14 protein-coding genes are annotated in these 13,440 nt (G+C 52.0%); 10 read left to right on the top strand and 4 right to left on the bottom strand.

The window, feature by feature from the left end; translation table 11 throughout:
- Positions 1 to 20: 20 nt before the first annotated feature.
- The 3 genes from PsWM33_RS19525 (at position 21) to PsWM33_RS19515 (ending at position 3,171) form a co-directional block, all read left to right on the top strand.
- Complete coding sequence (locus PsWM33_RS19525; RefSeq protein WP_063286944.1) at positions 21 to 479, top strand: thiol-disulfide oxidoreductase DCC family protein; 459 nt, start codon at positions 21 to 23, stop codon at positions 477 to 479.
- Positions 476 to 2,146 (top strand): SDR family oxidoreductase, encoded by a 1,671-nt coding sequence (locus PsWM33_RS19520; RefSeq protein WP_063301336.1) that lies wholly within the window; start codon positions 476 to 478, stop codon positions 2,144 to 2,146. The genes PsWM33_RS19525 and PsWM33_RS19520 overlap by 4 nt, the downstream gene beginning before the upstream one ends.
- Positions 2,147 to 2,529: 383 nt before the next feature.
- A complete protein-coding gene (locus PsWM33_RS19515) occupies positions 2,530 to 3,171 on the top strand; it encodes a DUF1062 domain-containing protein (protein ID WP_063301335.1) in 642 nt (213 codons plus the stop codon).
- A 71-nt stretch (positions 3,172 to 3,242) separates the two neighbouring features.
- Here the strand turns inward: PsWM33_RS19515 and PsWM33_RS19510 are convergent, their stop codons facing one another.
- Positions 3,243 to 4,628 (bottom strand): aminotransferase-like domain-containing protein, encoded by a 1,386-nt coding sequence (locus PsWM33_RS19510; RefSeq protein WP_063301334.1) that lies wholly within the window; start codon positions 4,626 to 4,628, stop codon positions 3,243 to 3,245.
- Between the two features lie 117 nt (positions 4,629 to 4,745).
- Between PsWM33_RS19510 and PsWM33_RS19505 the strand changes: the two genes are divergently transcribed.
- Positions 4,746 to 5,621, top strand: coding sequence for a DMT family transporter (locus PsWM33_RS19505; RefSeq protein ID WP_063301410.1), 876 nt, complete (start codon positions 4,746 to 4,748; stop codon positions 5,619 to 5,621).
- A gap of 50 nt (positions 5,622 to 5,671) precedes the next feature.
- Here PsWM33_RS19505 and PsWM33_RS19500 read toward each other — a convergent pair whose 3' ends face one another.
- Positions 5,672 to 6,673, bottom strand: coding sequence for a succinylglutamate desuccinylase/aspartoacylase family protein (locus tag PsWM33_RS19500; protein WP_063301333.1), 1,002 nt, complete (start codon positions 6,671 to 6,673; stop codon positions 5,672 to 5,674).
- A 186-nt stretch (positions 6,674 to 6,859) separates the two neighbouring features.
- On the opposite strand from PsWM33_RS19500, the gene PsWM33_RS19495 reads away from it, so the two are divergent.
- The gene (locus PsWM33_RS19495) at positions 6,860 to 7,633 is read left to right on the top strand and encodes a class I SAM-dependent methyltransferase (protein WP_063301332.1); all 774 of its coding nucleotides are present in this window, start codon (positions 6,860 to 6,862) and stop codon (positions 7,631 to 7,633) included.
- A 141-nt stretch (positions 7,634 to 7,774) separates the two neighbouring features.
- Entirely contained in the window at positions 7,775 to 8,965 is a 1,191-nt protein-coding gene (locus PsWM33_RS19490; protein ID WP_057464745.1) for a cation:proton antiporter, read from the top strand.
- A gap of 43 nt (positions 8,966 to 9,008) precedes the next feature.
- On the opposite strand, the gene PsWM33_RS19485 is transcribed toward PsWM33_RS19490, so the two are convergent.
- Positions 9,009 to 9,641 (bottom strand): tetratricopeptide repeat protein, encoded by a 633-nt coding sequence (locus PsWM33_RS19485; RefSeq protein WP_153039977.1) that lies wholly within the window; start codon positions 9,639 to 9,641, stop codon positions 9,009 to 9,011.
- A gap of 165 nt (positions 9,642 to 9,806) precedes the next feature.
- Here PsWM33_RS19485 and PsWM33_RS19480 point away from each other — a divergent pair, with 165 nt between their 5' ends.
- From PsWM33_RS19480 to PsWM33_RS19465, 4 genes are all read left to right on the top strand, one after another.
- Positions 9,807 to 10,391, top strand: coding sequence for a TetR/AcrR family transcriptional regulator (locus PsWM33_RS19480; RefSeq protein WP_208986469.1), 585 nt, complete (start codon positions 9,807 to 9,809; stop codon positions 10,389 to 10,391).
- Positions 10,392 to 10,540: 149 nt separating this feature from the next.
- Positions 10,541 to 11,596: a DUF418 domain-containing protein gene (locus tag PsWM33_RS19475; protein WP_063301330.1), complete on the top strand. Its 1,056-nt coding sequence runs from the start codon at positions 10,541 to 10,543 to the stop codon at positions 11,594 to 11,596.
- An 85-nt stretch (positions 11,597 to 11,681) separates the two neighbouring features.
- The gene (locus PsWM33_RS19470) at positions 11,682 to 12,350 is read left to right on the top strand and encodes an HAD family hydrolase (RefSeq protein WP_208994648.1); all 669 of its coding nucleotides are present in this window, start codon (positions 11,682 to 11,684) and stop codon (positions 12,348 to 12,350) included.
- Positions 12,347 to 12,766: a bleomycin resistance protein gene (locus PsWM33_RS19465; RefSeq protein WP_063301329.1), complete on the top strand. Its 420-nt coding sequence runs from the start codon at positions 12,347 to 12,349 to the stop codon at positions 12,764 to 12,766. The genes PsWM33_RS19470 and PsWM33_RS19465 overlap by 4 nt, the downstream gene beginning before the upstream one ends.
- Before the next feature lie 216 nt (positions 12,767 to 12,982).
- On the opposite strand, the gene PsWM33_RS19460 is transcribed toward PsWM33_RS19465, so the two are convergent.
- Positions 12,983 to 13,309, bottom strand: a complete 327-nt coding sequence (locus tag PsWM33_RS19460; RefSeq protein ID WP_063295432.1) for a hypothetical protein — start codon at positions 13,307 to 13,309, stop codon at positions 12,983 to 12,985.
- Positions 13,310 to 13,440: the final 131 nt, after the last annotated feature.

The raw sequence follows: 13,440 nt of genomic DNA, 5'->3' as shown, positions 1-13,440 counted from the left end.
TAAAATGGTAACTCTTGTGCATGGAAACGAAGCAACTCAAGTTCTCCTATCGGGATGATAGCAGTATCCCAGCATTCCCAGATGATGGACCCATTTCAATCATGGATGCCCACTGCGGACTGTGTGCGAAGGGAGCTGCGTGGATAGCAAGGAATGATAGGAAAGTAGAGTTCAGGATTGTGCCTCTGCAATCCAGACTGGGTCAGGCATTGGCTGTCCATTATGGACTTGATCCATCTAATCCATCGACCTGGCTGTATCTGGAAAATGGAGCGGCACATACCTCTTTGGATGCGCTGATACGCATTGGCTTACGCCTTGGAGGAGTTTGGAACATTCTGTTTGTATTGCGAATTCTACCGCGCTTTGTGCAGGATGCGATATACGGGGTTGTAGCTCGTAACCGCTACAAGTTTTTCGGCAGGGCAGATTTGTGTTCAGTGCAAAATTCTGAAGTCAAAAAAAGGCTGTTATTTTGAAAATATTGGTATTAGCCGGCTACGGGGTCTTTGGTGGACGACTGATCGAACTTCTTTTAAATATTGAGAGTCTCGAGATTGTCGTTTCTGGACGTGATCGTAATAAGGCTGAAGATTTCTGTAAAAAACACAGTGGTGATGCAACACTCACCCCTTTAGCTTTAGACCGCACGGATGTTGCTCTCCAGCTACCGGAAATAAAGCCTGATATTGTAATTGATGCCTCAGGCCCGTTTCAGACCTACGGTCAAAACAGATATGCCACCGTTGAAGCCTGTATTGCAGCTAAGGTGAACTATCTCGACTTTGCAGATGCCGCAGATTTTGTCTTCGGTGTTTCGCAGTTTGACCAGCAGGCAAAGCCCGCCGGAATTTTTGTGATCTCTGGCGTAAGCAGTTTTCCGGTTCTGACGGCAAGTGTCCTTCGGGAGATCTCTAAGACGATGGAGATACACCACGTCACTGGAGGTATTGCGCCATCTCCATTTGCTGGAGTTGGTCTCAACGTAATGCGCGCGATTGTTGGTTATGCTGGTTCGCCAATCACGCTGTTTCGTGAGGGCGAACGTGCACAAGCAATTGGTCTTGCTGAAACACGGCGCTACACGATCTCTGTACCGGGCAAATTGCCCATGAGAAATACCCATTTTTCGCTAGTCGACGTGCCTGAACTGCAAGTCCTGCCACCTGAGCATCCCACAATGCAATCGATCTGGATGGGGGCGGGACCTATTCCTGAGGTTTTGCATAAGATGTTAAACTGGATGGCTCGGATGCGGTCAACACTCAGGCTTCCATCCTTTGAACCGCTATCTCCACTTTTCTATCGGGTATTGAATCTCTTTAAGTTTGGCGAGCATAGAGGCGGCATGTTTGTTCATGTAAGCGGTGCAGCGAATAATAAGCCCGTCGAACAGTCATGGCATATGTTGGCCGAAGGTGACGATGGCCCATATATTCCTTCTATGGCCATCGAAGCAATTATTCGGAAAATTCTTGCAGGCGAAGTACCCAAAACAGGTGCAAGATCTGCAACCCGGGAATTGGAGCTGGAAGACTATAGTAAACTCTTTGAAAAGAGACCGATCACTATGGGATTCCGGCAGGATCAGAGAGCCGAGCTCAACCCGTTCAAACAGGTGCTTGGGAGTGCCTTCAATCTTCTTCCAACGCCGTTACAAGACTTTCATGGCTTAGACCAGAAACAGACGTGGCAAGGTCAGGCAGAAGTTCACCAAGGTTCAGGGCTACTCTCGAAAATAATAGGTTGGTTGTTTGGGTTTCCCAAAGAATCCAAGTCGGTGGTTGTACGTGTCACCCAGATTCCTGAAGAAAATGGTGTAAGCTGGACCCGATCATTTGATGGAAAAACGTTTGGATCATTTCTGAAAGTGGGCTCAGGAAAAGACAGCTATCTGTTAACCGAGCAATTTGGACCAGTAAAGGTTGCACTGGCACTCGTCTTAGATGATGGAAAACTGCGTTTTATTCCGCGGAGATGGTCCATATTTTCGATACCAATGCCACGCTTTTTGCTACCTGGCGGAGAGAGCTTTGAGCAAGAGACAGATGACCGATTTTCATTTGATGTCCAGATTTCCGCTCCAGTGGTAGGACACATCGTTTCCTATAAAGGTTACCTCGAACCAGAGACTGTACGCCCATAAATAATTTTCAAAGATTGCATACCTAGGTAGAAGTTGCGGCAAAGCCACAGTAAGTTTTTGAAAAGTTCCGCAGCGTTCAAAGCCTCTTTCACTGATGAGCATGTTTTGCTAGGGCTGACTGCCTAGTTTAACAACGTGAGAAATCCATTTTGCCTATGTAATCACCGGTCTCTTTTAGCCTATCATTGTTCTGCAAAAGATACTCTTTTGCGGCGCGCTTTTTGTTGTGCGGATGGTGGCATGAGACCGGTTTGGCCTCGTGATTTCTGGCACTATCCCTGCGCACTTTTGCGCGCCGCTTTCTATAAAATCCTTAGCCTTACCGTGTGCTGTAACGGCATCATGCTGCGCATCCGCTTTTTGACAAGTGGAAACCTGAAAGCATGTCGAAATCGCTTAAATGCGTCTGGACCCTTCAACCAGAAAACCCACCACACCCAGTCATTCCCTGCAAGAACTGCGGTGTTCTTAAGCCCTTCAAACCATCAGGGAAGTTCCGTCTCAATGCAAATGGCACCAGACTGGACGCATGGCTCATTTACAAATGCATGACCTGCGATGCCACGTGGAATCGCTCGATTTTTGAACGCCGTAACCGCAAGCAGATCGCCCCGGACTTGTTGGAAGCACTGCAAATCAATTGCCCGGAGCAAGTGAAAAGGTATGCCTTTGATAAAACGGGTTTGCCTGCTGTCGCCACGCCAGGTGAGGGGATGGTCACCATTCATAAGCAAATCGTGGAGGGCACGGTGCAAGATTGGACAGATCTTGAGATCGCACTGAACACGGTCATGCCCGTCAATCTGAGACTGGATAGATTGCTCGCTCAGCAGCTGGGAGTGTCACGAAGTGCTCTGAAACTACTTGTTAGACAAGGTGGGCTTCTTGATGGAAACGAAGAACCTCTTCAATTGAAGAAACCTCCCAAACACGGCGCAGTCGTGCGCCTTCAACTTGCTGATCATACTAACCTGAGAACACAAGTGCACTCAGCCTTACTCGCAGATGAATTTGTAGAGGCGTGACATCAACCACAAGCCCCCAGAACAAAGATTTGGGGGCTTGTTCCTACTGAATTGAGGTCGGCAATAACCCACTAAAGATTACACATCACGTCTGCCAGAATCTCGTAGGTCATCGGGTTTCCCATCTGGCTGACGTTGAAGCGCATGAACTGGCCCATGGATTGGGTTGGGCTGAAGACATCGCCCGGGGCAAGAACCATGTTTTGCTGCAGGGCTGCACGGGCGAGTTCAGCTGAATCGATACCTTCCGGCAGCGAGCACCAGAGGTAAAATCCGCCCTCTGGCATCAACCAGGTCTGAATGCCCAGCTCAGCCAGATTAGCGGAAACCTCGCGCCGTGTTTTCGCGAGGCGAGTACGCAAGGCCTCCATGTGCTTTCGGTAGGACCCATCACTCAGGCAGGAGTAAATCAACTCTGTCGCAATCGGACTTGGGCCGCCGAAGCTGGTGGCTACTTGCAGGTCAACCAATGCTTCAATCCATTCTGGTTTGGCAGCGATGTATCCGCACCGAACTGAAGCCGACAATGTCTTAGAAAAGCTGCCAAGACGGATCACACGATCAAAGCCACCCAAGGCAGTCAGGCGTGGCGTTATTTCTGGCAGAAACTCAGAAAACACATCATCCTCAATCAGGATGAGATCATGCCGAGCTGCGATACTCAGGATCTTATGAGCACCTTGAGGAGAGAGGGTGACCCCCGTGGGGTTATGCAAGGAGGTGTTGGAGATGTAAAAACGTGGCTTATGCTCCACAACAGCCTGCTCAAACTGCTCACAATCCATGCCTGTCCTGGTGTACGGCACGCTCACAATCTCAATCTGATGCGCTTTCAGGATTGCCTGAAAGTTGAAGTAACACGGGTCACTGACAAGAACCTTGTCTCCGGGGCGCAGCAAAAACCGGCACAACAGGTCAATGGATTGGGTAGCAGAACCTGTCAGCAAAATCTGGTTCGGATCAACCTCAATCCCTTCTGCCGCAAACTGCCGTGCCTGCAACCGTCTCAGATTGCTGGCTCCCCGTGTAGTTGCATAATCTGAAAGCAAGTGATCATCAGCCTTGCTCAAATTACGAATGGCCTTGCGCAGGGATGCATTTGGCATCCAATCCGCTGGCATCCAGCCACACCCGGGTTTGAGCATATCCCGTCCGGTATCCAGCGACTGACGCGAGACCCAGAACGGATCGATCTCCCTGTCCAGATGCGGTCCAATCTCTGAAACCGTAAAGGGCTGCGTTTTCGGGGAGACATAAAACCCGGCCCCTTTGCGGGCAAAGATAATCCCTTCGGCAGCAAGGCGGTCATAAGCCTCAACCACTGTCGAGACGGAAACATTCATTGTAGAGGCAAACCCCCGGATGCTCGGCAGTTTCTCACCCGGTTCCAACGCGCGGCTGCTGATCTTGCTGCGCACCGCCTGCATCACACGTTGTGTTTGCTGCCCATAAGCCATTTTACATCTCACCTGCTGTATTGATGATTGTAGCAGTACAGTTTCTTGTAATTGTATTGTTTTGTGGCTGTTGTGCCTAGCCCCACCTCGCTAAAAAACGGAAAACGGAGGTGAATGATGCAAGCATCACTGGCACAAAGAGGCTCAGCAGGCTGGGGAAACGGTCTGCTCGGTGTCATAATTTTCAGCGGCTCTTTACCCGCAACACGCACGGCGGTCGCCGGATTTGATCCATTCTTTCTGACAAGCATACGCGCAGTGATTGCTGCATTGCTGGGCATTGCGTTGCTGAGCGTGCTGAGACAGCCTCTCCCAAAACGGCAGGATATCCTGTCATTGGCAGTCGTTGCACTTGGTGTCGTGATCGGCTTCCCACTGCTGTCTGCATTAGCACTCGCGCAGATGACAGCAGCCCAGTCACTGGTTCTGATGGGAGTTTTACCATTCTCAACGGCAATCTTCGCTGTGTTGAGAGGAGGGGAAAGACCAAAACCATTCTTCTGGGTGTTCTCAGGTGTGGGCAGTCTTGCTGTGGCGGTGTTCGCGCTCTCACAAAATGCAGAGGGCTCACTGCTCGGCTCACTTTACATGTTCGGCGCAATTATTGTGTGCGGCCTTGGATATGCAGAAGGGGCGACACTTTCAAGAAAGCTGGGAGGCTGGCAGGTCATTTCATGGGCACTTGTGCTGGCTCTTCCAGTCATGCTGGTAGCTGCAATCCTGAGTGTACCTGCGGAGCTGCCGGATAGTCAGTCCACCGCGTGGTATGGCCTCATGTACGTATCTGTCTTCTCAATGCTGGTTGGCTTTGTGTTCTGGTATCGCGGGCTGGCTCTGGGCGGTGCAGCGGGGGTTGGACAGCTTATGCTCCTGCAACCATTCTTCGGCCTCATGCTCGCAGCACTGCTGCTTCAGGAGACGATTTCGTCAATGATGATTGCAGCGACAGTCGTTGTGGTTGGCTGTGTTGTCGGTGCCAAACGATATGCATAAATGAAAATGAGAGCAGGTCACTACGAAGCGGCCTGCTCTCACTGTGAGACCTATACCCGTCGCAGTATCTGCACGATGGTCGCGCCCGGTTCCCGTAATGGAGTGGTGCAAACGGAAAGCACGCGCCCATCACAAGGCGCAGTGTACTTCGCCACTACATCGCCGAAAGCGTTTGTCATGGTGGCAACCAGCTGGCCTTTGGTCACCTCCTGATTAAGTTGCACGAGTACACGCGCAAACCCGCCAGTGTCTGCAGTGATCGACACATCGTCGTTCCCCACATAGCTTTCAATCCCAAGCAGGTTCACTTTACCCGCAATCATCCCGTAGTCGATCAAAGTGTTCAAAATGCCCTGAACGCCGCGCTGGGTCATATCCGGATCAAACACATTGGCACAGCCCAGCTCGATGGTAAGCGATGGAACGCCAGCCCGAACCAACTCAGTCTCAACCGAGCCATCAATACCGTCATCTTCTAGGATCTGATCTGCAGGTTGAAGAGCGGCCAGTCGACATACATCTGCACTGCGGAAGTCTGCGAACATAAAGAATGGGAAAGCTGTTCCGGTTGAATCCGTGTGCAGATCCAGAAAGATATCCGCATTGTCCATGTAAAGATTATGCCAAAGCGCATAGGCATACCGGCTTCCCGCATTTGAGCTCTTCGCATCCCCCGGCATCATGCGGTTGAGGTTTGTGAAGGTCTGTGTCTCATTTTGCGAAGGGTAGTAGCGCGAAGCCAGCTGCATGCCAGGAGGGTTTGCGCCCGGTACCAGAACAACAGTACCTTTCAGAGCCGCTGGATCAAGATGCGGTAACAACTGGTGGATCACATCCACCCCCTGAACCTCATCGCCATGCAGCGTTGACTGAATGAATAGCTTTGTTCCGCGCTCCGCACCCTTGATCACAATCACCGGAATACGGTGGTAATTTCCCAGGGAGTCTGTGGAGGCTTTAAAGAAGAAACGGTGTTTCCCAGCAGCAAGCTCATCAACACTGAGCTTTTCGATGACGGGTACACCATCAATGATATCATTCGTTGTTTTCATGGAAGAAACCTACCTTGCCCGACACAGATGGAACAAGTGAGTTTACATCAAACATCACAGTGTTGATTGGCCTGAGTATCTGAAACTGAACATCCCGCCTTCGGGTGTCTGATGCATGATCTGCCAATAACAACTTGAGCCAGGTTTGATTTTTGTATACTTATGTATGCAAAATTGAGGTACTTCATGAATATCGCAAGTGATCACGCATTTTCCGGCCTGCAAAAAATCTATGACCAAGCTCGTCCGCGCTACCCACAGGATGCGCTGGAACACATCGTGGATCTGTTGGAGATGCCCAAAGGTGCAGAGCAGGGGCATCTATTGGATGTTGGCTGCGGCACCGGAATTTTGACGCGCCAACTTCAAGGGCTGTCACCAGGCAGCAAGTTTACAGGATGCGACGTCAACGAAGACATGCTGTTTCAGGCAAAAGCAAGGGATAAGGCAGGTGAAGTGTCTTGGCATCAAGCCGCTGCTGAAAAGCTTCCGTTCGAAGACAGTGCCTTTCATCTCATCACCGTCGCACAGGCCGCACAATGGTTTGATCGACCGAAGTTCTACCGGGAAGTACAGCGTGTCCTCACCTCACAGGGGTGTCTGGTAATTATCGAGAACAACCGGCAGCTGGAAGGCAAGGCTTTCATGCATGCCTATGAAACCTTAATCGAAACGCACAACACCAGTTACTCAAGAGATTACCGCAGGTTCGACTATGCGCAGGAGATGCAAAAGGCAGGCTTTGCTCAGGCAAACGTTCGGCGGTTCCCCTGGTCCCGTTCCATGTCACATCAGGATTTTGTTGAAATGGCCAAATCCTCCTCAAAAGTTCAAGCTGCGATCAAAGCAAGCAATGGCGTTTTCCTGATTGAGCTTGATCAGATTCTGCAAGAACATTGGGGGGAGGACGAGCAAATCGTGATTGATTATTCGACGCAGGTCTTCGTTGGGCAGCAATGAGACTGTTGAGGCGCTGAGGCAAATCGGCTTGTGCAGCTTAAACCAATGCAAAGACTATCTTCTTAGAGTGTCGGGAATGCGCAACTTAAAGGCGATCCATTGAACATGAATAGTGGACACCGCCGGGATTAAAATGGCCAAATGTCCTATCAAAATCTGACCGTCATCTTTGCAGTGGTTTTTTTGTACAGCGTGATGAGCCGACGGCTGGAGCAAAAGCCGATCAATGGAGCATTGCTGTTTTGCATAATTGGCTTTTTGCTTGGCAATGACGGTTTGGGGTGGTTTCAGGTCAAACTCACCAATGAATCCATCAAGACACTGGCCGAATTAGCCCTTGCCATTGTTTTGTTTACGGATGCGGCCAAAGCAAACCTCAAAGTCCTTGCCACCAACATTGACTTGCCACGACGGCTCCTTTTGGTTGGCTTGCCGCTCACAATCATATTTGGCATCGGAGCCGGGATGGCGTTGTTGCCACAACTCCCCGTCATCGAGATTGCAATTCTGGCCGCTTTACTCGCTCCAACGGATGCCGCGCTTGGCAAGGCCGTGGTGACAGATCCCTCTGTACCAGCCAAGATCAGAGGAACTCTGAATGCCGAAAGCGGGTTAAACGACGGCATCTGCGTTCCAATTGTGTTTTCTCTCCTCCCAATTGCGGCTGATCCATCCCTGATAAGTCACCTGAACAAAATGGCCGCGCAATTGCTTGCTGAGCAGATCGGCCTGGGTGTTCTTGTGGGGATTGGCATTGCCATTCTCGCTGGGCAAATCATTGATTACTCTTTCCAGACCAAGGAGCAATCCAAAACGTGGGAGCAAGTGACTGTCGTTGCACTGGCGATTTGCTGCTTTTCAGTCGCGCAACTGGCAGGTGGCAGCGGGTTCATCGCGGCCTTTGTGGGCGGTATTGTTTTCGGCTGGCTGGAGAAGCCTTACAAAGAGCAGCTCCTGGATTCAGCAGAAGGAATAGGGGACTCGCTCTCCCTCATGACATGGCTCATCTTCGGTGCTGCTATCATTGGCTCAGTCCTGCACGAGTTCACTTGGGAAATCCTAGCCTATTCCATCCTGAGCCTGACGGTCGTCAGAATTCTGCCTGTCCTTTTCGTCTTGCGCGGTGAGCCTTTGAGCACAAAAGAAAAGCTCTTTATTGGTTGGTTTGGCCCACGAGGTCTGGCAAGCATCGTCTTCGCTATTATCGTGCTGGATGCGAACCTGCCGGGCAGTTCCGTCATCGCATCAACTGCTGTAACCACCATCGGCCTCAGCGTTATCCTGCACGGGCTAACAGCGCATTCCTTCATCAGAGCATTGAAGAAAAAGTAGCAGGAGAGGGGCTGGCAAGAGGTTATCTCGCCAGCACATCAGATCAGTCGATCATTTTTGCAAGCAGTGCTTCGTTATTAGGGAAGTGCTGCAGACCTTCTGTCCAGATTTCTTTGGCAGTCAGAAAGTCCCGCTTCTGCTCATAAATCGCCCCAAGCACCAGATACGGGTACACATGATGCCAGTTGGACTTGGTTTTCTGCTGCGCCTCAATCATGGACTTCAGAATTTTGATGGAGGAAGCCTCCTGATCCCGCTTATGAGAGAAGCCATAGAGAGTCGCTTTCCCAAGCCACGCGCCCCAGCTGGCCTTATCTTGACTCAGGGCCTGATCAAAATAAACATCAGCACGGGCTGCCAACTCAGCCATCTCGCCTTCATCCTCCGACATATAGGCCCCATACGTCAGAAGCGTGCCATACCGGGCAATCAGTTCCGGATTGCTGTTGGAGGAAATGTCCTTGTCCAGCAACTCAACTGTCTTTTGGAAGCTCTTGGAAGAAACCAGCTGAACCACCAGCAGCTCCCCATCCGGGCTCCACAGAGAGGTTGTCTTTATTTTACTCAAGCCCTGCTGCGGGCTGATATGCTGCTGTGTTGCGCCATTCTTGTCCCATGAAAACGCCCAGGGCACCCAATGGTCAGCCAAGGCTGGTGGGCAAATAATCACGCTCATGAAAAGAGCCGGTGCCACAAAGCAAGCTTGGCACATTCTTTTGATAATATTCATAAAAAATCCGTCGTATTGAGAAGAAACATGGGCTTTTAACCTTCTTATTTCCTGCAGAAAATTACAGGACCTTTATTGACAGTTGTGTATCTAATGATACATATAAGTATCATGTCGATACCATTGAACAACACCACAAAAGACAAACTGCTGGAAGCAGCCGTACGTGTGCTCAACAATCAGCCACGGGCGTCTCTGGCAGATATTGCAGAGGCCGCAGGCGTAAAACGCGTAACTCTTCACCGTGTTATTGGCACACGTGAGGAATTGCTGCGTGACGTGGCCTTGCGCGCTTTAGACCAGATGGACGAAGCGTCTTATGCAGCCATCAAAGGCAAGCGCAAAGCGTTTGAACAGCTCAAAGCCATTGTAGGCGCTCTGGTGCCTTATGCAGATTCCTGTCACTTCCTCTGGAAGAATCCCGACGTCTGGGATGATCCCGAAATTGCTAGAGAAATCAAGCGCCACGACAAGGAACTCTGTGATTTAATTGTTCGCGCAAAGGAAGAAGGCGACATTCTCTCCTTCATTCCAAACAGCTGGATTATAGCCTCGCTGGACGCTGTTTTGTATGCAGCAGCAAGCACATCACAGGCCGGAAACATCGCAACCAATGATGCCAGCGCACTTGCAATTCAAACCTTGTTTGGCGGCATTACGAAGAAGGTAAAGGGCATGCAACCCGTTGGGGGTTAGAGCGTGTTCCGTTTGATTGGATTCAAGCAAACGAAAAGAATTCGCTCCGACAAAGATGTTAGAGTGCGGTGCGCGAATGTAAATGAACGCGGGGTGCTCTGGGAGGCAGAACGAACAGTATAGGCCATATCAGGTCGGATAGGAACGTGATGGCTGCAGCAACTAAAATCGGGCGACTGGAGGGGCTGGACCTTGCCAGGTTCATCGCCTTCGTGGGTATGGTGATCGTCAACTTCTCCATCGTGATGGGTGCAGAAGGCGCTGAGGGTATCCTCAGCAACATCATCTACGCACTGGAAGGACGCGCTGCAGCCACCTTCGTCGTGCTGGCAGGCATCGGCCTTGGTCTGGCGGGGATGAAAGGGGAGCTTAACCTCACCATCTTCACCACGGTCAAACGCGCTGCCTTCCTGCTCGTGCTCGGCCTGCTCAACATGCTCATTTTTGATGCTGACATCCTGCACTACTACGCGTTCTACTTCCTCTTCGGCGCTCTGCTGCTGCCATTGAGCACCCGCACTCTGGGCTGGCTCATTGCGGGTCTGGCCACTACCGCGGTGGTCATGGTCATCCTGTTGGATTATGACGCTGGCTGGAACTGGACCGACCTGACTTATCCTGAGTTCTGGACACCCGTCGGTTTCCTCCGCAATCTGTTCTTCAACGGCTGGCATCCGGTCATCCCGTGGCTTGGGTTCCTGCTGTTTGGCGTGATGCTAAGCCGCTCAAACCTCTCCTCCACCAAAACGCAAGATGCGCTCATGTTCGGCGGCCTTCTGGTCTTCTTGCTCGTCAACGCTGTCAGTGCCTACCTGCAACCGCTCATCGCGATGGTAGAGCCGGAACTGGCCGATTTGGTGGGCACAAGCCCGGTGCCGCCAATGCCGTTTTACCTGATGGCTGGCATGTCCGTCGCCTCTATGGTCGTCGGCGTATGCCTGCGCGCAGCCCCAATGCTGAAAAGCTCCGGCGTGTTGACCGTCCTCAACCCCGCAGGCCGCCAGACATTAACACTCTACCTCGCTCACATCCTGCTCGGCATGGGCGTGATGGAAGAACTCGGCCTGCTCGGCGGTCAAACCCCGCAAGCAGCCTTCCTCGCCTCAGCCATTTTCTGCGCTACAGCAGTCATCTACGCCCTCATCTGGAGCCAGTTCTTCAAACGCGGCCCAGTCGAAGCCCTCATGCGCAAAGTGGCAGGCTAGTCTTCACAAGAACCACCCATCAAACCACGCTTGCCACGCCCGCCTCCAAAAGCTAGGCTCCGGTTTTACTCTCGGGAATATTGCAGTGTCTTTTTTGTCGGCCCCACCCAAACTTGTGATTTTTGATTGTGATGGCGTGCTTGTGGACTCCGAGCCGCTCTACATCCGCACTCTGCACCGCTTGCTGCAGTCCTACGGGGCGCCGCTCACCTTTCAGCAATGCTGGGAGATGTTCGTCGGCAAAACCAGCCGCGAGGTTGAAGCCTACCTCAAAGAGCAAGGCCTGAACGCGCCCAGCCATTGGAACAAGGACTTCCACGAGCAGTCAAACGCTCTACTGGAAAAGGAAGTCCAGCCCGTGAGCGGCATTCAGCAGGTGATAAAGCAACTCGCCAACGCAAAAATCCCCATCTGCGTTGGCTCGAACGGACATCCGTTCACGGTCCGCATGTCGCTGGAAATCACCGGCCTGCTGCCATGGTTTGACGGCAACGTCTTCACCGCAAAGGATGTCGGCGCCAGTAAACCCGCACCAGACCTGTTCCTGCACGCCGCGAAGAGGGCAGGCATCAACCCGGAGCACTGCGTCGTCATTGAGGACAGCGCCACCGGCATGAAAGCCGCCGCTAGCGCCGGCATGCGCTGCTTCGCCTACACGCCGGAATCCATTCCTGCACCCTCAAACTTCTTCGGCGCCCACCCGTTCCAATCCATGACCACCCTACCAAACCTGCTCGGCCTCGTTCCGGCATGAGCAGCCCGCTGGTCCCTGAATTCGCCGTCTCCGATTGGCTTGCATCCAAGCGCTTTTATTGCGAGGTGCTTGGCTTTGAATGCGTCTACGAGCGGCCAGAAGAAGGGTTTTGTTATCTGCGCCTTGGCCTTGCGGAGATCATGATCGACCAGATTGGAGTAGGCCGAACGTTCGACAATGGCCACGCCCCGCAATCCTATCCATTCGGCAGGGGATTGAACGTGCAGATTGGGGTAGAAACCATAGAGCCTATGCTCCATGCACTGAAGCAAGCGCAGGTCTCGCTCTTTTTGGAGCCCGAGGACAAGTGGTACCGCAAAAACAGTAGTGAAGTCGGCAACCGCCAGTTCGTCGTCGCTGATCCAGACGGTTACTTGCTCCGCTTCTGCCAGTCTCTGGGAACTCGCCAGATCTAGGCCTCGTGCTGGCGAACACCCCGGTGTCTTCCCGGCCCCCGAGCCGGGATACATACCCCCTAAAGCCCATGGGAAAGCACCAACACATCCATACAAACGCACACGCAAAAACGCTGGCCTGCGGGCACAATTCGCCCGGCCGCAGACCAGCAGGACACTCATGAAGGGCTGTGTAAGGGTGGTACTGCCAGCCCTTGGAGTGCCGGTTACAGTGATCTAATCAAGAGACACAGTATTGGTGTTGACCATTGGTGGAGAGGCGACGCTGCGTGTCGCGTGGCCGGAAAATCCTTTAGGGAAGGACGTACCGGACAACGCATCAGTTAAAATTCCGCAGGTCTTGTTGAGTGCCTCTAGGCGGTCAGATAATGCATGGTGCAGAGTGAACAAAGCATCACGCTCGCAGCTGTTCTTCATCCGCTCGCTCAGCACCATATGCTGGATGTATGCAAGGTTCTGAAGATCAGAAACAGCAATGTTTACTTCGTCAATTTCATTTTGAAGAGTATTTGTGGCGCCACAGGCGCATGCAGTGTCGTCCATATTCAAAGCCTTCTTTTCTGGCTGTTGAAGATCCGCACGACAAAGAGTTTTCTACGACCCACTGGCGAGCGGGAGGTTAGAAACCTGGAAAAGACAGGCGAGTTTATTCCCCCCCGAAGGAGGTGTTGTAT

The organism is Pseudovibrio sp. WM33, assembly GCF_001623165.1.
Classification (GTDB): domain Bacteria; phylum Pseudomonadota; class Alphaproteobacteria; order Rhizobiales; family Stappiaceae; genus Pseudovibrio.
The sequence above is the reverse complement of the archived record's forward strand: the minus strand, read 5'-3'. Positions and strand labels throughout refer to the sequence as shown.